Source organism: Spirosoma pomorum (assembly GCF_054776615.1).
In genome coordinates this window covers 26,826-47,463 of record NZ_BAAHBP010000031.1, presented here as the reverse complement: position 1 = coordinate 47,463, position 20,638 = coordinate 26,826, and the positions used below count along the sequence as shown (strand labels likewise).

General features: G+C 52.1%; 17 protein-coding genes and 1 tRNA gene. 8 read left to right on the top strand and 10 right to left on the bottom strand.

Annotated elements, in window-relative coordinates:
• Nucleotides 1-6 precede the first annotated feature (6 nt).
• The 3 genes from ACYVAD_RS19505 (at nt 7) to ACYVAD_RS19495 (ending at nt 2,031) form a co-directional block, all read left to right on the top strand.
• A complete protein-coding gene (locus ACYVAD_RS19505; RefSeq protein ID WP_461141205.1) occupies nt 7-750 on the top strand; it encodes a hypothetical protein in 744 nt (247 codons plus the stop codon).
• Between the two features lie 65 nt (nt 751-815).
• On the top strand, nt 816-1,211 hold the full coding sequence (locus tag ACYVAD_RS19500) for a hypothetical protein (protein WP_461141204.1): 396 nt from the start codon (nt 816-818) through the stop codon (nt 1,209-1,211).
• A complete protein-coding gene (locus ACYVAD_RS19495) occupies nt 1,189-2,031 on the top strand; it encodes a hypothetical protein (RefSeq protein ID WP_461141203.1) in 843 nt (280 codons plus the stop codon). The genes ACYVAD_RS19500 and ACYVAD_RS19495 overlap by 23 nt, the downstream gene beginning before the upstream one ends.
• A gap of 119 nt (nt 2,032-2,150) precedes the next feature.
• On the opposite strand, the gene ACYVAD_RS19490 is transcribed toward ACYVAD_RS19495, so the two are convergent.
• The 5 genes from ACYVAD_RS19490 to rpoN all read right to left on the bottom strand — a co-directional run bounded on the left by ACYVAD_RS19490 (nt 2,151) and on the right by rpoN (nt 6,818).
• Entirely contained in the window at nt 2,151-3,326 is a 1,176-nt protein-coding gene (locus ACYVAD_RS19490; RefSeq protein ID WP_461141202.1) for a site-specific integrase, read from the bottom strand.
• Between the two features lie 243 nt (nt 3,327-3,569).
• A tRNA-Arg gene (locus tag ACYVAD_RS19485) sits at nt 3,570-3,643 on the bottom strand.
• Nucleotides 3,644-3,695: 52 nt separating this feature from the next.
• The gene (locus ACYVAD_RS19480; RefSeq protein WP_461141201.1) at nt 3,696-4,481 is read right to left on the bottom strand and encodes an enoyl-CoA hydratase/isomerase family protein; all 786 of its coding nucleotides are present in this window, start codon (nt 4,479-4,481) and stop codon (nt 3,696-3,698) included.
• A 161-nt stretch (nt 4,482-4,642) separates the two neighbouring features.
• On the bottom strand, nt 4,643-5,281 hold the full coding sequence (locus tag ACYVAD_RS19475; RefSeq protein WP_461141200.1) for a hypothetical protein: 639 nt from the start codon (nt 5,279-5,281) through the stop codon (nt 4,643-4,645).
• Nucleotides 5,282-5,366: 85 nt separating this feature from the next.
• On the bottom strand, nt 5,367-6,818 hold the full coding sequence (gene rpoN, locus ACYVAD_RS19470; protein ID WP_461141199.1) for an RNA polymerase factor sigma-54: 1,452 nt from the start codon (nt 6,816-6,818) through the stop codon (nt 5,367-5,369).
• Nucleotides 6,819-6,971: 153 nt separating this feature from the next.
• Here rpoN and ACYVAD_RS19465 point away from each other — a divergent pair, with 153 nt between their 5' ends.
• From ACYVAD_RS19465 to ACYVAD_RS19445, 5 genes are all read left to right on the top strand, one after another.
• Nucleotides 6,972-8,465: a nicotinate phosphoribosyltransferase gene (locus tag ACYVAD_RS19465; protein ID WP_461141198.1), complete on the top strand. Its 1,494-nt coding sequence runs from the start codon at nt 6,972-6,974 to the stop codon at nt 8,463-8,465.
• A gap of 222 nt (nt 8,466-8,687) precedes the next feature.
• The gene (locus tag ACYVAD_RS19460; RefSeq protein WP_461141197.1) at nt 8,688-9,938 is read left to right on the top strand and encodes an alkaline phosphatase family protein; all 1,251 of its coding nucleotides are present in this window, start codon (nt 8,688-8,690) and stop codon (nt 9,936-9,938) included.
• Between the two features lie 58 nt (nt 9,939-9,996).
• Nucleotides 9,997-11,778 (top strand): sensor histidine kinase, encoded by a 1,782-nt coding sequence (locus ACYVAD_RS19455; RefSeq protein ID WP_461141196.1) that lies wholly within the window; start codon nt 9,997-9,999, stop codon nt 11,776-11,778.
• A 106-nt stretch (nt 11,779-11,884) separates the two neighbouring features.
• Nucleotides 11,885-12,622 carry an HAD family hydrolase gene (locus tag ACYVAD_RS19450; protein ID WP_461141195.1) on the top strand — a complete coding sequence of 246 codons (738 nt, stop codon included), beginning with the start codon at nt 11,885-11,887 and terminating at the stop codon, nt 12,620-12,622.
• A gap of 2 nt (nt 12,623-12,624) precedes the next feature.
• Entirely contained in the window at nt 12,625-13,764 is a 1,140-nt protein-coding gene (locus ACYVAD_RS19445) for a TIGR03364 family FAD-dependent oxidoreductase (RefSeq protein ID WP_461141194.1), read from the top strand.
• Here the strand turns inward: ACYVAD_RS19445 and ACYVAD_RS19440 are convergent.
• The 5 genes from ACYVAD_RS19440 to ACYVAD_RS19420 are packed head-to-tail and all read right to left on the bottom strand — an operon-like array spanning nt 13,756 to nt 20,635.
• Nucleotides 13,756-14,157 (bottom strand): EVE domain-containing protein, encoded by a 402-nt coding sequence (locus tag ACYVAD_RS19440; RefSeq protein ID WP_461141193.1) that lies wholly within the window; start codon nt 14,155-14,157, stop codon nt 13,756-13,758. The genes ACYVAD_RS19445 and ACYVAD_RS19440 overlap by 9 nt on opposite strands.
• Nucleotides 14,157-15,833 (bottom strand): RNA-binding domain-containing protein, encoded by a 1,677-nt coding sequence (locus ACYVAD_RS19435; RefSeq protein WP_461141192.1) that lies wholly within the window; start codon nt 15,831-15,833, stop codon nt 14,157-14,159. Before ACYVAD_RS19435 ends, ACYVAD_RS19440 begins: the two co-directional genes overlap by 1 nt.
• Nucleotides 15,833-16,693 carry a hypothetical protein gene (locus tag ACYVAD_RS19430; RefSeq protein WP_461141191.1) on the bottom strand — a complete coding sequence of 287 codons (861 nt, stop codon included), beginning with the start codon at nt 16,691-16,693 and terminating at the stop codon, nt 15,833-15,835. Before ACYVAD_RS19430 ends, ACYVAD_RS19435 begins: the two co-directional genes overlap by 1 nt.
• Complete coding sequence (locus ACYVAD_RS19425) at nt 16,690-18,375, bottom strand: DNA methyltransferase family protein (RefSeq protein ID WP_461141190.1); 1,686 nt, start codon at nt 18,373-18,375, stop codon at nt 16,690-16,692. The genes ACYVAD_RS19430 and ACYVAD_RS19425 overlap by 4 nt, the downstream gene beginning before the upstream one ends.
• Nucleotides 18,263-20,635: a hypothetical protein gene (locus ACYVAD_RS19420; RefSeq protein ID WP_461141189.1), complete on the bottom strand. Its 2,373-nt coding sequence runs from the start codon at nt 20,633-20,635 to the stop codon at nt 18,263-18,265. The genes ACYVAD_RS19425 and ACYVAD_RS19420 overlap by 113 nt, the downstream gene beginning before the upstream one ends.
• Between the last annotated feature and the right edge of the window lie 3 nt (nt 20,636-20,638).

The window sequence follows — 20,638 nt, the reverse complement described above, 5'->3', positions numbered from 1 at the left end:
TTCTCCATGAATCCCGAAACGCAACTCGTTGCCGCCGTCGTCAAAAAAGGGCTTAACCTGAAAGCGATACTACTTCCTGTTGTTCTGGGAGTGCTGCTAATCGTGGCCAGCGGTCTGGGTATTCACCAGTGCTCTCGTAAGCAGTTCTGGAATGGCCGCACGGATAAACTGGTAGCTGACTCAATCCGAAACGGGCAAGACCGGGTACGATGGCGGGGCGATTCGCTAGGGCAGGTAAGTATTATCCTGTCTCAGAAAAGCCAGATCGAAAAGGCCACCAGGTTGGCGGCTGATTGGGAAACCAAGTTTTACGGGCAGGTAGCTATTTCAGATCAGCAGGTAGATCGACTGTCTTACCAGGCTAAACAGGTCGCTCTTATGCGTGAGCTGGTGAATAACAAAACCCTATCACCTATCTACCTACGGGATACGCTGCGCATTGCCGTATCCGATACGGCGATCTTGACGGCGACAACAAAGACGGTAAAACGGGCAAATCTGGCCATGAGTCAGGTAGATAGTATGAAAACTGTCGTCGCTATTCAGCAGACTGCCCTGGAGAAGTCGGACGCCCGCTTACATCGAGCCCGCGAGTCGAGTCTATACGCCCAGGAGAAGCTACAAAAGCTGGCAGAACCTAGACCCTGGTTCAGTAAATCCCGGCGAAAAGAAGCTAGTGAAGCCGTTCCGGAAGTACGCAAAAAACGGGAATCCGAAGAAAGCGAACTTGAACGAGCGCTGAATTACTGACGGCTGGACTACAGTATAAAAATACATCTAAACGCACAGATTGACAAACGTTTAAAGTTCTTTTCATGGAATTTATTACTGCGCTTATTGACCTCTATCAAGCCGCCCTGGCTAACCTGGATTTCGTCTATAACCTGGCGTCATTTTGGGGGACGGTCGTTGGTTGTTTAGTTTTTAAACGAAACGCCGATTGGGGGGACCGGGCGAGCTGGCTACTGGCAGGTTATTTTTTTTCGCGCTACATCGGCCCGCCCACTGCCCAATATACCTTCCCGAATCTACAGGAAGCGATTCGGTTTGTGCTGGCCATGTTCTTCTCGTTTATCCTGGCGCTGATCGTGAAAATCTTTGAATACGTGGGGGGCAATCCCAAGTTTATCCCGGCCATTGTGATGGCGCTCTTACCTAGTTTTATCGCTAACAAACTACAACCGAAAGATGAAGAATCTATTAGCTCTTAACCTCCTGGCGAGTGGTCAGCATTTGCTGGCCCTGACCTGGCTACACTGGCTACACGTTAGTACCGTGGGTGCCTTTTTGTTTTATCTGATCAAGGGGTTCAATATGCTGCGACCCTCAAAAAGCTGGCCGTACCGTGTACTGGAGTGGGGGGTAGTATTAAGCCTATCGGCCTACCTGGCTGCGCTGGTGACTAATGCACCCGAAAGTAAGACCAGTGTACAAGATCTAATCGAGCCGTGGATCTTCTTAACGCTGGCCATTGGGGCGGGGTATTCGGTCAGTAAATGGCCGGGAATCGTGCAGGAAGCCATCGAGCAGCAACTAACTCCCGAGCGGGATTATTGGCGGCTTGCTCCCCACGCCGGTGGACTACTGATTGCGGGTTTGTTTTCGCTGGGTCTGTTATCGTCGGGTATCGATGATGTTAAACAGGGCCAACAGCAGGTTATTGCAACTGACGCAACAGCGGCCCGTGAAGCAATGGCCGCCCGGAAGGAAAACGCCCGCCTGCGGGCGATTAATGAGCAGCAGAGCGCGAAACAAGATACGTTGATTGACCTGGTTGCCCAGGTGCTAATTGTGGCCCAGTCGAACGGGCTAACTGCGCAAATGAGTGTCGAAGAAGGTAAGAAGCGGGAAGCGCTAATAACAAACCTAGCTCGTCAGCTGAAGCGTTACCAGCAGATCAAGTATCAACGGTCAGTCACCACACCGGAAAAGCTGCCAGCGTTGCCCTACCAAACCAGCCAGGTCGTTGATCCGGATTCGACTAAGGTAGATGTCCTATTTGTGCCGGACCTGGCCGTTATGCCGGACTGACAAAATTTTGTTTGTTAATATCCATCGGACGTAGATCCTGCGACCGACGATTATTTGGTTTGTTCTTTGACTTGTTGGTTTTGAAATAGGTGAGGGGGCTATCCCCCTCACCTACAAAATTACTGCCATTTAACTTCTTTCGAGATTCGTTTTTCGCCTACCCTGGCGTAATGCTTAACGTGTTTCGTGGAGTTGTGGCCAAGCATAGCCGCTACAGATTCCTCTGAAACGCACATATCGTTGAGCAGCATATCCGTAAACGTTTTTCGGGCTATTCTGACCGTTAGCTTTACCTGGATGCCAGCCATGTGCTGAATCTGTTTTAGCCAGTCATTATAGCCTGAATTACTGATCTTAGGTAGCTTCTCGATACCGCCGTACTTGTCGATCAACGCCAGGGCATTATCGCTGAGCGGGACGATCTGAACAGATTCATGGGTGAAGAATTGCGAGTCGGCATATTTGCCCCGTGGCTTGAACAGCCATAGCCGTCCATCGATACCCGTTCGTACTTCGTTGGGCGTCAATGTTTGGGCATCCTCGTAGTGCAGGCCCGTGTAACAACTGAAAAGAAACAGATCCACAATTCGGCGCATTTCGGGTCGCCAATCAAACGTATCGATTTGGCGTAGTTCTAGCGTCGTTAAATGCTCGGTATTGATCCGCTCTTTCTTTTTCAGTACAAAGGTGGCCAGCTTGTCAACTTTGTGAATTTCGCTACGTACCGCGGACTCTGTAATGTTTTTTAGAATCTGCGTGTGGCGAATGATGTACTGGTGATCGAGCCCACGGGACTTACACCAGCGTACAAATTCATCGGCTTTGCCCAGGTTGAACAGCTGAGAGTCGAGCGTTTTGTATCCGTTTTCTTCCAGGAATAAACGGATGTTCTGAATCCGGGTGTTGTAGTTTTTTCGAGTGCCCTTGTTTTTGTACGTGGCCAGGACGTGTTTTTCGAACTCGTCTACCAGCTCATAAAACGTGTAAAATTGCTGCTGTTTGCCTGTGTAAAGTTTAACTAATTGGTTGGCGGCAATGGGTTCCTCTCGGCTTTGAAACTGCAAAAACAACCTGGTTAAATCGGATTTGATCTGGTCCAATTTGAGATTGTTATCACTAACCTGGAGTGATTTGCCCTTTATCCGCTGTTTGCCGGAATCCCAGTCTGGAGGCATGACCTGAATGAAGGTGCTGAAATCGTTGGCGTGGACGCCGTTGAGTTTTACCCGACAGTATATTGTGGCCTGGGCTTCGGGGTTTTTTCGGTTTTTCTTCAGCAGAAAAAGCACACGCATTTTTGACGCTGCATAATAATCGGTTGTTTAAGTGGTATAGATGAAAACTTAAACAACTTTATGTATGTAAATACAGAAATGGATAGTGTATATAATTTACTAGGAGGTAGGTACACCCCGCTGTTTTGGGAGTACACCCCAATAACAACCCCGTTATACGATCCTGATAGTAAATAGAGTAGGAGGGAATACGCAAAAAACCCGCTGAAAAGCGGGTTTTTGGGCCTAATTACCTAGTTTCAGTGCACTCGTAGGGATTCGAACCCCAAACCTCCTGATCCGTAGTCAGGTGCTCTATCCAATTGAGCTACGAATGCGTTTCCCGTTGTTGGGAGTGCAAAAGTAGGCAGAGAAATAACGTTTGTCAACCTATTTGCCTAAAAAATTTGCGGGTCGCTTGCCCAAAAAAGCCTGTAATCCTTCCTGAAAGTCGGTTGTATACCCTAACTTATTCTGATTGTCAGCTTCTTGCTCCAGCATCTGGTCGAGGGTAGAGTAGAGCGATTGGTTGAAACTTTTTTTCATAGCGCCAAGGGCAAGGGTAGGAGTAGAGGCATAATAGGCCACGGTTTCATTAACAACCTCGTTCAGATCTCCCGCCGGTACTGATCGGTTCACCAGGCCAATGCGGGCGGCTTCTGGGCCATAGACCCGGCGTCCGGTGCTACTTAGTTCAAACGCCCGCTGTGGCCCCACCAGACGCGGCAGGAAAAACGTAGCGCCCGCGTCGGGCATGAGGCCAATGTTGACGAAGATCTGGCTGAAATACGCACTGTCGGCGCAGATCACCAGATCGCAGGCCAGTGCCAGCGACGAACCAGCGCCAGCCGCTATACCATTCACCCGCCCAATAATTGGCTTGGGCAAGTCGCGCATGGTTTTGATCAGGGGATTGTAGGTCGTACGTAACGTATCGCCCAAATTGATCTGCCCATCAGTAGGAGCGGCTTCTTTCAGGTCGGCTCCCGAACAGAATGCTTTGTCGCCCGCGCCTGTCAGTACCACTACCCGAACGGTAGAATCAGCCCCGGCGTTGTCGAAAGCTGTCTTCAGTTCCCGGAGTAGGGCGGGGCTGAGGGCATTGTATACGTGTGGACGGTTGAGCGTTATCCGGCAAACGCCATCCAGACAGGAATAAAGCAGGTGTTCGTGCATGAGGGATAGGACTAAAAGCTTTATGGCAAAGCTAACTTTTTTGTCATTCAGATTAGGACGCAGCCATCAGGAGAAATTGATCTTGCCACGGGAATATAAACAGCAAGATCTGCCCTAGTCATAATGACTTCGTAACCCAAATAAGCATGAACGTAAACCATTTACACCAGTAACAACACGGCGGCTACACTGACAACAAGACCGAGAGAGAGTCCAGCCCCGACTTCAGCGGGGGTATGAGCATTAAGTCTGAGCCGGGCACTGGCGACCAGTCCAGCCAGAATGACCAGAATGATCGTCGGTAGAAACAGTTCGGGCAGACTGAACTTGAGCGCTAGGGCGGCAATACTGCCCAGCACGCCCCCAATGCCCACACCGTGCGCGCTAATCTGCCAGTAGAGACTAATCAAACCCACAAGAAGAATAGATACGGTGATGCTGCCAAGCAGGATCGGGATTTCGGGCGAGAGTGTCGAGACGATCTGCATTCGATAGGCAAATAGGTAGCCAACGAACGTATAAATCAGGGCCGTCAGGAAATAAGGGATGCGCCGGTCAGCCAGCTGATCGAGGTAAAGATTTCGGATGTAGCCGCTCTGGAACAGGTAATAAATGAGAAGCGAGGGAGCCGCGAATGTCCCGATGAACAGCAACACCAGCAGGCTGGCCCGTAGCGAAACCGAAAAGACATCAAGTCCGATAACAGTCGGCGTTTGCAGCAGTAAAATGCCGAATAACAGCGTCGGCATCAGCAGCGGGTGCAGGATGGCCGATAGAAAGTAGGCAAATCGAGTAGCCAAAGGAATCCAGTTACAAACAACAAAGGTACCGCCGATTGGTCATTGAACACAATCGGCGGAGATTCTTTTGACAACTCGTAATTAATTACAACTGTTTCCGCAGGCGGGCTACCGGGATATTGAGCTGTTCGCGGTACTTGGCGACGGTCCGGCGGGCAATGTTGTAGCCCCGGTCGTTCAGGATTTTTTCGAGCTTATCGTCCGATAATGGGTTCATTTTCGGCTCGTTGTCGATCAGTTCTTTCAGGATATTTTTCACCTCGCGGCTGCTGACATCCTCGCCCGATTCGGTCGAAATCCCTTCGGAGAAGAAGTACTTGAGCGGGTAGATGCCAAACTCGGTCTGTACAGCCTTGCTGTTCGCCACCCGTGACACCGTCGATACGTCCATGTCGATCATGCTCGCAATATCCTTCAGGATCATGGGGCGGAGTTTGGACTCGTCGCCCGTCAGGAAAAAGTCGTACTGGAAACGAACGATGGCGTTCATCGTTTTGAGCAGGGTCTGCTGGCGCTGCTTGATAGCGTCGATAAACCATTTGGCCGCGTCAAGCTTCTGCTTCACGAAGGTGACCGTTTCTTTCAGCGACTTGTTCTGCTTGCTGCTCTTGTCGTAGGTGTCGAGCATGTCAGCAAACGATCGGCTGATCCGCAGTTCGGGTGCGTTTTTCGAATTGAGCGTCAGTTCGAGTTTACCGTTATTGTTGGTTAGAATAAAATCTGGAATCAGGTACTGCGCCGACCCTGAGTCGCCTTCGACCGATCCTGGTTTGGGGTTCAGCTTGATGATGATGTCGATCACTTTTTTTAGTGTCGCATCGCTGATGCCCAACCGACGCTGGATTTTGTCGAAGTGCTTTTTCGAGAACTCATCGAAAAAGTCGTCGATGATACGAATGGCCAGAGCGTTGCAGGGCTCCGCCGGATCTTTCCGTTTGAGTTGCAGCACCAGGCATTCCTGTAGCGTACGAGCGGCAATACCCGGTGGGTCGAAAGTCTGAATCTTATGTAGTACCTCTTCAATCTCTTCCGTGTCGGTAAAGATATTCTGCGAGAAGGCCAGATCGTTGACGATGGCTTGTAACGACCGGCGGATGTACCCATCGGCTTCGATGCTGCCAATGAGCTGTAAACCGATAGTCCGCTGTTCGTCGGTAAGTTGCAGGTAGCCAAACTGCTGTAGAAGAGAATCTGTCAGGCTGGAACTGGTAGCCAGTGGCATGTCGCGTTCTTCCTCCGCGTAGTTGCCGTCTCCCTGCATTTTATAGCCCGCATAATCTTCGTTCTGGAGGTAGGAATCGATGTCCAGATCATTGTTCCGGTCGTTGTAGTCATCGTCGTACTCATCGTCGAACGAATCCTCATCTTTCTGGTCGTACTCCTCGTCCATTCCCTCTTCCAGCGCCGGATTGACCTCCAGTTCTTCTTCAATACGGGTGTCCAGTTCGGCCGTAGGAATCTGCAACAGCTTGATAAACTGGATCTGCTGCGGAGATAGCTTCTGCTGAAGGGACTGGGAAAGGCTTAACTTTTGCATGTTGATACGGTCGGCTGCCTAGGCTATGGGTTGCGTTGAGCGGCAGGTACAGGTTGTGAAACTGGCCTGCGCAATTATCAGACCAAATTTCGGCCTTATTTGTTTACGGGTGAAAAAATTTTGTCGAACGGTCTCCGGCTGTACATTAGCGGCATGACAAATAAGCTCTATGATACGTCGCTCAGTCTATTTACGGATCTCTATCAGGTAACAATGGCCTATGGCTACTGGAAATCAGGACAGCTCAACGCCAGTATCACCGAAAAGGAAGCGGTCTTTAATCTGTACTTCCGCCGGAACCCCTTCGACGGGGGCTTTACCATTGCCTGTGGACTGACCAATGTTATTGGCTACATCAATAATTTCGGCATGTCTAAAAAGGATTTGCGCTATCTGCGGACACTGACGGGAAACGACGGTCTGCCGCTGTTTGACGAAGCCTTTTTGGAATACCTGGCCGATCTAAAACTTACCGTTGATATTGACGCTGTTCCGGAGGGTACCATCGTGTTCCCGAACGAGCCGCTGGTGCGCGTGCGTGGCCCGATTCTACAATGCCAGCTGCTGGAAACGCCCTTGCTGAACCTGGTTAATTTCGAGTCGCTGATTGCGACTAAGGCGGCCCGGCTGCGGCTATCGGCGGGCAACGATACGTTGCTGGAGTTCGGTTTGCGCCGGGCGCAGGGCGTGGATGGTGGGATGACCGCGTCGCGCGCGGCTTATATCGGCGGCTGCGACGCTACGTCAAACGTGCTGGCCGGGAAGCTGTATGACATTCCGGTGAAAGGTACGCACGCCCATAGCTGGGTGATGTCGTTTGATAATGAGCTAACAGCTTTTGAGACCTACGCCCAGGTGCTTCCTAACAACGTAACGTTGCTGGTTGATACGTACGACACGCTACAGGGCGTCCGCAACGCGATTGAAGCAGGTCGGCAACTGCGGGAGCAGGGTCATACGCTGAGCGCCATTCGACTGGACTCCGGCGACTTAGCTTACCTAAGCATCGAAGCGCGGAAGCTGCTGGACGAAGCGGGTTTTTCGGAAACGGCCATCGTGGCCAGCAATGATCTGGACGAAACCATCATCACCAGTCTGAAACAGCAGGGCGCTCAGATTACCATCTGGGGGGTGGGAACAAAGCTCGTAACGGCCTACGATCAGCCTGCACTGGGGGGCGTGTATAAACTGTCAGCTCTGCGCGACACGGAAACGGATGCCTGGCAGTATAAGATGAAACTGTCGGAACAGGCCATTAAGACCTCAACGCCTGGGATTCAGCAGGTACGCCGGTTCCTTGACGAGCGGGGATTCCTGGCCGATATGATTTTCGACGAGAGCCAGGGCGGACTGCCTGAGTCAACTGATTCGGTCATGATTGACCCGCTGGACTTCACCAAGCGTCGGCGTTTTGGGAATAACGATACGTACGAGGATTTGCTGGTGCCAGTCTTCCGGGCTGGTCAGCAGGTGTACGACGCGCCGAATATTCACGCAACCCGGTCGCGGGTACAGGCGCAGCTTGCCAGTCTGCACCCCGGCGTCAAACGATTTGTCAACCCGCATACCTATCCGGTCGGGCTCGAAAAAGGCCTGCATGACCTGAAAACGGCGTTGATTCTGAAACTCCGGGAAACGGCTGAATAAGAAAGAGAGTGTGCCGGTAATTTCTTTACGTTACTGTTAAGCCACTGGCTTGACGATAATGAATTGTTGATACGTACTGGTAGTTGATGGGAGATTCCACCGGTTAAATTGCGCTTTAATTGACTATTGACCGTCTGATCAACAGACGGGAGAACGCATTTTGACGGCTCCATTCCGGCTGCTTGCTTGATTAGGAGACTCAAACGTATAAGCTATACACGCATGAAATTGTCTGTGTTGATTGTTGGGCTAGCCCTAGTACAAGTACTGATCAGCTCGCCCCTGCTGGCGCAGAAGTCCCGTCGGAAAGCTGTTTTCGTCATTGTCGACGGGATTCCTGCCGATGTGATCGAGTCGGCCAAAGTGCCCAACCTGCGGGCCATTGCCAAAGCGGGTACGTACACGCGGGCACACGTGGGTGGGGATAAGGGAACGTATTCGCAGACGCCAACCATCTCGGCGGTGGGTTACAACAGCTTACTGACGGGCACCTGGGTAAACAAGCACAACGTCTGGGACAACAGTATCAAAGCGCCCAACTATCACTACCCAACTATTTTTCGCCTGTTCAAAAACCAGTACCCTGACCGGAAGACCTCCATCTTCTCCAGCTGGCTCGATAACCGGACCAAGCTGATCGGTACGGGTCTCCCGCAGACGAACAATGTGCAGGTCGACTACGCCTTCGACGGCTACGAACTGGATACGGTACAGTTTCCGCACGACCAGGAAAAGCGGTACATGAGCCGGATTGATGAGCACGTAGTGGACAAAGCCGTCGATTGCCTGAAAAAACAAGCGCCGGATTTGTCGTGGGTATACCTGGAATACACGGACGACATGGGTCATCGGCACGGCGACAGTGAACCTTATCGCGCGGCTGTCGAAGCGATGGACGCCCAGATGGGGCGGCTCTGGAAAGCTGTTCAGGAGCGGCAAAAGCGGGGTGAAGAATGGCTGCTGGTCATCACGACTGACCACGGCCGCGACGAGCAGAACGGGAAAAACCACGGCGGGCAATCGACCCGGCAGCGAACGACCTGGCTGGTCAGTAACCAGGCCGAACAGAACGCCTACGCTCGTTATAACCAGCCCGGTGTTGTTGACATCATGCCGACGCTGGCCCGTTTTCTGAACGTAACGATCCCGGCTGATATCAGCCGGGAGGTGGATGGCATTCCGCTGACGGGCCCCGTATCCGTCGCCGATGCCCAGGCAAACTACTTCCAAAACCAGCTTAGTGTAAGCTGGCAGGCGCTGGAGCCCAGCGGAACGCTGAAAATATGGGTAACCACAACAAACCTCTTTGAATCAGGTGGTAACGATGAGTACAGATTGATGGCCGAGGTGCCGCTGGCCCAGAAACATGCCGTGATCGATGTCGCAAAATATCCGTCATCGCTCTATAAAGTTGTGCTGGAGGGGCAGCACAATACGGTAAATCGCTGGGTTGTGCTCGAGGAGAAAAAGTAACTCGGCTTTTACCTATATTTGGTGTGAAGCACGGCAGTGTAGGCCTGGCTGTCATACCATGATTCCTCGATTCCCCCTTGGCTGCTGTTTATTGCTATGCTGGCTCTGTTTAGCGGCTGAAGGATGGGCGCAGCCTATTGCTCACCTCAAATTGCAGCCCGAGCGTTTGAAGCACGCCCAGGAAGCGGAACGGGCGGCTCGCCAGAGTAATGACGCACTGCAACTCGCCGAAGCCTGGTATCTGTACGGTAAGACTCACTCGTTCGCGGGCGATTATCGAGCCTCGCAGAGCTACTTCCTGAAATCGTTACAACTCCTGGAACCGCGGGGAGACTCCGACCATCTGAGCCGGCTCTACATTCGACTGAGCGAAAACGAAGGTCGTATGGATCACCTCCAGCCAGCAACTCAGTACGCTCGACAGGCATTGGCCGTTGCTCGTCGGGTTGGCAAGCCTAAAACCCTGGCGCTAGCATACGGGGGAATGGCGCAGGTGTATAGTCTGCGGTGGGATGGGACAAAAAACGCGGTAGCCGATAGTATTTTGTTTTTCTACCGCCAGCAGGAACGTCTGTACCGCCAGCTTAACGACACCCTGGGAAATGCTGAAGCTGGCCTCAAGCTAGGGATTTACTTCACGCACCTGGGCAACCCGCTGGCTATTACGTATCTGAAACAGGCGCTGCATCAATTTGAACTGATGCACAGGGCTCGTATGACCACCAGTGCATTACTGCATCTGGCCGAAGGGTACCTGCGATTTGATCAGGCTCCCTTAGCCTACCAGACGCTTAAACAGGCCGAAAACGTATATGCGTCCAACAACGTCGATGAGATCGATATTCAGATGGGGTTCGAGCAGCAGTACGTGAATTATTACCGGGCAACGGGCCAGTGGCAGAAAGCGTTTACGCACCTGGAAAACTACAACCGGCTGGAACGTAAACAACTGACCTCGGATTACGACGGCACGGTGGCTCGAATGAGCGTATTGTACGAAACCCACAAGAAGGAAGCGCAACTGTCCGCTCAGCAGATCGAACTGGAATACTTAAAAGCCCAGCGCTTGTCTACCGTGCTGATCTCGTTACTGCTGATAGTCGCCATTGGGGCCAGTATTATTCTGTTTCGTCTGTACCGTATCAACAAACGCACAAGTCTCCACAATGCCGAACTGGTCCGGGAGCAGAACCACCGCGTTAAGAATAACCTGCAGGTGGTATCGAGTTTACTGACGATGCAGGCGCGTCGGCTGACAAACGAAGTGGCCCGCAAAGCCGTGGAAGAAAGTCGCTTGCGGATCGATTCGATGGCCTTCGTGCACCGGCGTTTGTACGAAAGCGATAAGCTGGTCGCGGTTAACCTGAGAGAGTTTATCCAGGACCTGACCGATGGCGTTCTGGAAACGTTCGACTGCAGCCACGTGCACGTAAAACTAAATGTAGAGGCTAACTACCTGTCGGCCGATAAGGCTACCCCGCTGGGGTTGATTCTGAATGAGTTGATTACCAATGCCTGCAAATATGCGTTTCCGGGGCAAATGCAGCCCATGCTACGGATTGACTGCCACCTGAAACAGGACCTGATTAAACTTCGGTTCATGGATAATGGCCCCGGCCTGGACGAGTCGCTGGCAATTACGGTAACGGAAAATCAATCGGCTCGCTCGCCAAAATCGTTTGGAATGTTGCTAATCCGGTCGCTGGTCGCCCAATTGAGAGGGACCTGCCAGTTCAGTGCTGCCTGGACGGTTGCGCCGGTTGGCTCACTGGCCGAGACCAGTCCGGAAACAAGCCCCGGCACGCTGTTCACGCTATCGTTTCGCACGACGGATGAGTAACGGAATAACCGCCCGACGTTTCTTTTTTATTTCTTAATACGCGGGTTGGCAGGGCAATCGAAACTTTCTGTTGCTTTACAGAACTTTTCGCTTGATTTCTGGAGCTATGCAACCCATTAAATTAGTTGTTTTCGACATGGCCGGTACAACCGTAACCGACCACCATGAGGTCGAACGGTGTTTTGCGCGGGCAGCCGCTCAGACGGGTCTGTCCGTTTCCGACGAACGAATTCTAGCCATGCAGGGACTGGCCAAACGTTACGTATTCGAAACGCTCTGGAAAGAACAGCTGGGAGAAACCAGTGCTGATATAACCGCCCTTGTGGATGAGTCCTACGCCGTATTCAAAGAGGTATTAGAGAATCATTACCGTACCAACGGGGCTACGCCCACCGAAGGCTGCCTAGAAACGTTTGCGTACCTGAACGAACAGGGGATTGCTATCGCACTGACGACAGGCTTCTACCGGGTTGTGACGGATATTATCCTGGAAAAATTAGGGTGGCTGTCTGGTCTGGATGGTCGGCGAATTGGTCGACCGGACAGCCTGATTCAGGCTTCGATTGCCAGCGACGAGGTGGAGCGGGGGCGGCCGTATCCACTCATGATCGAGCGGGCCATGACTTTGCTGGATGTGGTAAATCCTAAAACGGTGGTAAATATCGGCGATACCCCTTCGGATCTGTTGTCGGGGCGGGCGGCCGGGGTGGCGCTAAATCTGGGCGTGACGAACGGCACTCACCGCGCCGATCAACTCGACACGTACCCACACGATCAGCTGCTTGGTTCACTGGCCGAACTGCCTTCGCTGCTGGCATCCCGCAATGAACTGATAGTGCCTTAATTATGACGTACGATTTGCTTATTGTTGGTGCCGGAGTACTCGGTACGTTTCATGCCTATCACGCGGCTAAAGCTGGTCAGCGGGTGTTGCTGCTGGAAAAAGATCGTTACCCGGTAGGAGCAACGGTCCGAAATTTTGGACAGGTCGTTCCCTCGGGACTGGCGGGGCGCTGGTTCGACTATGGCCGCCGAAGTCTGGATATTTACGGAGAGATTCAACGAAAAACTGACCTAACGATTCGTCAGAACGGAACGGTGTATATCGCATCCGACCAGGCCGAATGGACGCTGGCCAACGAACTGCACGACCGCTACGCGAGAGTTGGCTACGCGAGTGAGCTGCTATCCAAAGCGCAGTGCCTGGCAAAATACCCGAGTCTGCAACCGGACTACGTAAAAGGGGCTATTTTCTTCCCGCAGGAGGTTAGCGTGGAGCCGGATCAGATGATTCACCGGCTGATCGCTCACTGCCAGCAACTGGGCGTTACGTACCAACCGGCCTCCACCGTGATTGGCGTGAATGAAACCAGTACCCAGGGTGTGCGGGCGACGCTCAACAATGGGCAGCAGGTTTCAGCCGTCCGGCTGCTGGTTTGCAGTGGACACGAAGTCCGGTTGCTGTTTCCCGAAGTGTTGGCGAAAGCTAATCTGGTTGTCAGTAAGCTCCAGATGCTGAAAGTAGCGCCGGTGGCTGGCCTGGACCTGCCGGGTAACATCCTGACGGGGTTGACGATTCGCCGGTACGAAGCCTTTGAAGAATGCCCATCGTTTGCCAGTTTAGTAACGCCTGAGCCGCTGGCTGAATTGAAAAAATGGGGGATTCACATTCTCTTTAAGCAGGCCCTCGACGGGTCGATCATCGTTGGCGATTCGCACGAGTACGCTCCGGCTACCGAAGCTGAAGATCTGGGCTTTCATACGCAGGAATACATCAACCAACTGATGCTGACGGAAGCACAACGTATCGTGCAGTTTCCGCTGGTTGTTCAACAGGCCTGGTCAGGGTTTTACAGCCAGACCAAAGCCGAAATCTTCGAGCATAACGTAACGGACAGCATTCGTATCATCACCGGTATTGGTGGTAAAGGCATGACGTCCAGCGCGGGTTACGCGGAAGAAAGCATTCGACAATGGTTACGTTAGCCCGTTCGACTCGATCAGACAGTTCCACTGTTCATCACTCAACTTCATAACGCTCAGCCGGGGTTGTCGTAGTAATGGGCTATTCTGAAAAGCTGTGTTCGCTCTCAAGGCCGCTAACGAAATTGGCGACGGTAGCATTCGGGCAGGCACCAGTGTGATGGCCAGCCAATGCTGGTCGCTGCTGGTTGGATCGGGGGTGGCCTGACTTGTCACGATCATGGTGCCCCAAATGGTTTGCTGATAATAAAAAAGAACACTGTCGCCGGGCTGCATTTGGGCGATAGCCTGCCGGGACTGTGCACTACGAATGCCGTACAGTTGGAACTGACCAGCCGCCACTACCCGCGCCCAGGTTCTCGATTTAAACGGTGATTTCACGAGCCAGTAAGCCATCACCTTTTTGTCTCGTTCAACAACCGAAGTACTAGATGCCCTCGCTCAGTTGTGTAATATTTCTGTTGAGAGCTGCTGGGACGGTCTGGGACCGTTCGCGCCAGTAATTTTGCGTTCAGCAAAGGGTCTACGTAGCGCGTTGCGTTTTTGAGCTGGTTCGTAAGCGCCAACGTATCTTCCAGAATAAACTTCCGGCTTCTAGGGGCTACACAGGCGCGGAGAATCATAGCGAAGTAGGGTTCCAAAAATTCGATCAGGGGGCGGTATCGGTCAGCTTTGGCCCAGTCGATGATTTTGCGATCTTCACTGACATCGTACAGAAACCGGTTGAGCACTTCCCAATAATTGTTGCCCGTAATCGGTACGAGATCGTCTTCAACCTGGTTACTAACTTGATTACTGACCTGGTTACCGGGGCCGCTGTCCGTAACTAACCAGGCTGGCTGAATGGGCAGTACCGTCAGGAAATATGTGTGTTCGCTATCGGTTTCAAATCGGGGTTCGGGTGAACCGTTCTGGCGCATTTTACGCCGAATGAGCGGCAAACCGGTTCCGCGCCCCTCGGCCAAGCGCAGCTCTTTCAGAAAATCGCCGATACGCCGGTTCCGGTAGTCGCGGGCAATGATGCGTTCTTGTTTCAGCGTCTCGTTACTTACCGGCGGCACCGGTCCCGGATAACTAAGTACCTGAAACGAATCAGGCAGAATCTGAATCTCGATGGGCTTGGCTTCTTCATACGACTTATGATACACCGCGTTGGCTACTGCCTCTTCGATGGCATCGTAAGGATAGTTGAAAAAGCGGGCGGCCTCTGCCTGCCCGGAAATTTTTACAGTTCGCTCCTGAATAATTACGGCCTGTAAATAAGCCAGGCAATCGCGGAGTTGCTTATGAAGGGGTCCACGAAACGTTTTCTCCGTAAACCGGCGGGCACTGTCATCTTCGTGAATGACTACTTCGATCCAGGCGCGGCCAAAATAGTACTGCGGCTCAGGGTGAAAAAAAAGCAATCCTACGTTGAGCGGACGTACCCACTCGGCCGGGCCACGAGCAATCTGCATCTGCTGGGCCAGAGCGGGCAGGTCGGCATGGCTGCTTTCCTCGAACAAATCACTACGAATTTCCTGCAAATAATCCCGCATAAGGCCCAATTGCAGGGCGTTGAGATCGGCCTGCTGATTGATCCGGTCATCGTAGGGTATGCGTGCAGTCAACTCGTCCAGCCGTTGTCGGTGAACGCCCTGCGCAATAATACTACTGGTGCCGACACGAATGTATGGTTGACGCTGACCTTTGGCCCCCTGCGTAGTGGGGGCCGTGTAAGGGCGCAGATCGCCCGATGGTACCCACACGACCAGAATATGCTGCTGGAATAGCACATAAGGCTGAACAATGGGTAAATAGTTGGGCTGGAGCTGGTGGCTTAGTTCAACAAGTTTCTTCTGGATGGCATCGAGCTGATCGGGATTAAGCCCCTTCGGCGGCAGAACGGGACGCCCGCTTTGCTCGGCCATACCGATGATAATGTAGCCCCCGCCCCAGTTGTTAATGTCGTTGGCAAAGGCGCAGATGGTGTGAACGATTTCTTCCGGGTTCCAGCCTTCCTTGAATTCCAGCCGTTCCCACTCGACCGACTCGCCGTTGACCAGATTCTCGATATTTACAGGTAGTGCCATTATACCAAAGGCATTGTTTTCAACATTTCGCAGAATGGCAACCGGTAACTCACCGGCTCGTTGGCCCCCAACTCGATCAGAAACACATTCATATTGAACGAAGTCGTTTGCTCAGCAGCCTGCAATGCGTTTAGTAGATGCTGAGCGGTGCTGGCCGGTAACCCTTCGTCAACCGCTAATGCGATAACCTGACGAAAAAAATCTGGATTCGACAGGCTCGCTACTGCGCTGTTAAACGAGGGTACGTGCCGAAAGTCGATACCTTCAGGACTAAGGGGATGACGCAGCGTCCAGGGGTGCGAAAAGTGGCGAATTGTATAGAGTACCAGCAGGCCATACAGCGTTGGTAGCAGGGCATGACCGTGGGTATGGGGCCGGGGCAGAAAATACCGCTGACGTAGTTCGTTGACCGTAAAACGTAGGTTTGTCTTGGCCCGTGTTACATCCGTTTCGGTTACGACTAGATCGGCCCAGGTAAGGTGATTGCGGATCAGATCCAAAAACTCGCCGATATACTGCCGAATTTCCTTCTCTGGCTCGTGGTTACACGCCAAAAACAGCAGGAAATTATACTGGTAATCAGTCGCCCGAAAAAATTGTGGATAGTCCTGCTGAAAACTTTGCCGGATGCTATCTGACGTAATATCAGCGTTGAGCGACAGGTTGATGTCGTACTGCTTTTTCAGGGCCGACAAATGCCCCTCCAGCTCGTAAATAAATTCGTTGATGCGGCTTTCTGTATTGTGACGGCCCGACCGCAACGTTTTGGTCTGACTGGCTTTCTCGCGGAAGAAAATCCCCAGGGTATGCTTCAGGTATTCCAGTGTGACCCGATCTTCGGGCAAGGTAGGCGGTATCATTCGGTTACAGGGGTTGGGGTTGATGTAGTAGCAACGGCTATAGCCTTCTCCCTGTTTCTTCGCTGCGCTTCAGCCAGTTTGGGGTAACGCCGGGCATACCAGGTTTCTACTTCCTGAATGTCTGCTTCATTTAGCCCGTAGGCTTCGTACACCAGTCGGTCAATTTCAATCTGCTCGTTGCTGGCGTAATCGTAGCGTGGGTCAACTTTTTGCTGCCTAATTATTTGCTGAACGAGCAAAATGATTTTCCTAACCTGTGCTTCCCTCTCATCAATATATGGAAAAGGAAAGGCAGCAATGTCATCGCCACTAGTATCTACAGAATGCTTTATGTAAGTCTTAAATAGATATTTAGCAAATCTGGAAGAAAGTATTGCCAGGAGTGTTTCATTACCGTAATAGTCACAAAAAATCCCTGATCCCTTTGCCTCAAATACACCGCCACTATTCAGTCGAAATGTTGGTGAATAGACGCCAGATATGGAAAAAGTAAGACCATTTCTAAAAAAGTATCTTTCGTTTTTCCAAGCGGAGCCTGGATTACTCTTCATATCTTTAATTGCTCCGCTTGCCCAATTAATGTAATAGGGTGTTGGCACATTGTAATTAGGCATCCATCCGTCTGATGAGTCAGACTCGCCCCCTTTCTCAAAAGGAACAAAGCAACCCGTCAGCGTCTGCCAGTCCTTGTTCATTCCCTCCACCTTTTCCTTTGAGGTTAGTTGGGCCATTTCCTCGGAAGGGCAAATCATCCAACTTTCTATACAATCATAACTTCCTTTTGTGCCAGGTAAAGCTCGAACGTAATGCTTATTGCCTCCAGTCGAAATACCATGTGGAGAATCTGCTATATCGCCGAATCGGATTATGTCAACTGATAAGTTATTCATGGTTGCGATACGAGCTTGAAATGTATCTCCGTTAAGAACCACTTCTTTTCTTACAGCTTGTTTACCAGCATCGTTCATCAGCGCGAACAGCTTGGGCGAGGCCACAAAGAACGGCAGGTTGGTGTTGGTCGTAATCAGGTATTGCGGATACTGATAAATAGCGTATTCGGGGGTCGAGACAAGTTTGGGAGATGTTGCCTGACCGTAGGCAACATCTCCCAAACTTGTCTCGTTCAACAATTCCAGAAAACGCTCATAGTGATCGTGGATCGATACGTTGGTCAGGTCGGCCATCAGCACCTGATGGGCCGGTTTACCTGCATCCGTTCCAATGGTGGTCGGCGAGTCGGCGCGAGACAGCAGGCTGGTTTGCACGGCCTGCGCGCGGCCGTCGAGCGAAAGCTGCCGACCGGGTACGCGGGTTTGCAGCGCGGGGCCGTCGGCGGGGTGTCGGAGCGGGGCCGGGGTTTGGCGGGGTGGCGTGTGGCACTTTTGCGCGAAGATAATGGCCGTGTTTACCGTCGCCGAGAACGTATCGGGATGCACCCGTACCATCTTGTGCAGGTAGTGCGCGCTCATCTGTCGGCGTAGGGGCAGGTGGGTTTTGATTGTCATGAACGTATCCGACACAATGAACGCCAGTACGCCATCTTTGCGTAGGGGCGTCGTGCGTTGCCCATCACCCAAAAACCGGCTGATGAATGCCCCATACGGGTCTTTCGAGCCCAAACCGAGTGTGGTCTTCACGTCGTCGGCAATGGCCGTTCCGCCGTAGGGCGGGTTGCCAAGCACAATATCGAAGCCCCCCCCCCCGGTCTCGTAGTTCAGGGAAAAAAGCCGACAGGTTGAAAAACGGGGCCGACAGATTACCGTGCTGAAACCAGTCTTTCAGCAGTTGGCGGTTGGCAATGCGCTTGCTGGCGGCATCAGTATGTTTCACCTTGCTGATCGCCATCCCAAACTGCTCGTAAGGGTAGAGCGTATCCAGATACTCGGCCAGTTGATCGGCGATGCGGTCTTTCTCTGCGAGGGTGCGGTTGCGGTCGTAATACTGCTCACGGGCGTCGGCCAGCCGGTCGACAACCCCCAGATCGAACACCGATGGGCTAATGTCTTTCAGTGAATTGGCACAAATAATCTTAGTTTCAAGATTGGGCAGGGGCGAAATATTGTAGTTCGCATTCGTGGCCGACAGATCAACGTCCTGCTCAATCAGCAGACTGATAAAAAACCGCAGCTTGGTAATGACCGATGCCATTGGTAGGATGTCGAGACCATAAATAGCGTTACGAATCAGGCCTAGCTTGCGGGCGTAGTTCTGATCGTGGCGGGTCAGTTCGCGCCGGGTCTGATCGCGGAGTTCGGCGGGTAGTCGTCGTACCTGCTTTTCTATCCAGCGATGATTACCACCGTCAACCAACTTCAGTAGTGCTACTACCCGGTTGAGCATACCCATCGGAAAGGCTCCCGAACCGCAGGCCGGATCCAGCATTTTCAATTCATCGAACGCATCGAGAAACAAGTCCGAAAGAGCTGAATCAGCAGGTGTCTGATCGTGAAATACCAAGTCTGTAATGGCCTGCCGGGTAGTAGCTGTTAACTTATTATTCTGGTTGGCAAACGTAGTCAGATACAGCACCAGCGACTCATTGACCATGTAGTCGATTACGCGCCGGGGGGTGTAGAAGGACCCGGATGCTTTGCGAGCGGTTTTGGCAGTGTTCTCGTCGGGGTCAGTTTCGGCCAGCAGGTTTTCAAACACCATACCCAGCAGTTCGGGGTCGAGGGCTACTTCTTCTTCAAGTGGCGTGTTTTCATCGATGGTAAACTTATAGCTGCTCAGAAGCCGGTTTAATCCCTGCGTTTTCTGCTGTTTTTTGCCGTCAGTTCTAATCAGTTCAGCCCCGTAGAATAGGCGGTTGGGTACGCTGATTTTACCATCTTCAATAACATCGTTCGCATTATCTTCCTCCAGTTTGTCGAACAGACCACCATTTAGATACGGTACACGGTCGAACAGGGTATAGTCGAAACTGGTGGGCAAATACCGTTTCCCCATGTACTGACCGGCCCGACCCCGACCCATCGGTTGGTTGAGGCAGGCAAAAAAGACGTTTTGCAGAACACCCCGATAATATGAGTTTCGGCTCAGAAAGTCGGCGGCACCGGTGTCTGGTAGTAGATCGACAGGTACGTCGCGCAGGTCATAGAGCTCGAGCAGCCGCCGGTCAATCAGCCCTTTCTCTTTCAAGAACCAGCAGAACAGCGTTCGGCAAATAAGCCGCACCGTAAAGTGCTGTACGTTTTCAGCATCATTGGCATGATACGACGCTTTGATCGGTAGCTTGATCGTAGAAATGGCAATGTAGTACCAGGTTGACAGTTCTTTGTAGAACCGATTGTTCAGCTCCCGGATGTTAAGGGTCGTCTGCCAGCATTTAAGTACCTCATCGAAGTTCTGAGCAGGCAGATTTCCAACCGTTAACCCATGCAGAATTCGTAGGTGGGCGGGGTGTGGCTGGGCTAGGCTGATGTCTTTGATAAGCGTAACCTTTTCCAACACATCACGGCTTTTGTCCTTTTTGTTTGTCCGCCGGGCAATGACCCCCAGTGTCAGGTGCGTATCAGTCTGAATCAGCACCACCGTCGGTACACCAAAAGGCCGGTTCAACTGCCGGGTAATATCCGCCAGTTCGGTACGGGAATATGGCTTCTCGCGCGTTTCGAGTCGGAGGGCATGGAAGAAAAAACTATTTTTCTGACCCGGCTCAATTTCATTGAACAGCGTCAGAGATCGTTTTACTTCACTGTCGGTAAGCTGGAACAAAAACTCGAATTGTTTCCACTGCTCAGTCAGTGCTTTTTGGTTGTTAAACTGATCGGGCTGTATGTCAAATCGTTCTTTGAAGCCTTCAGCCGTGCTATCATCCAGCCGAATAACCCGGCGGCTTTCGTAGCCCAGGGCACGTAACAAATTAGTGGCTGCCGTGCGGAGATCAAGCGAAGTAAACTCGGTAAGGGCGGTATTGATAGGGGCTAAGTCGGAATGCATTGG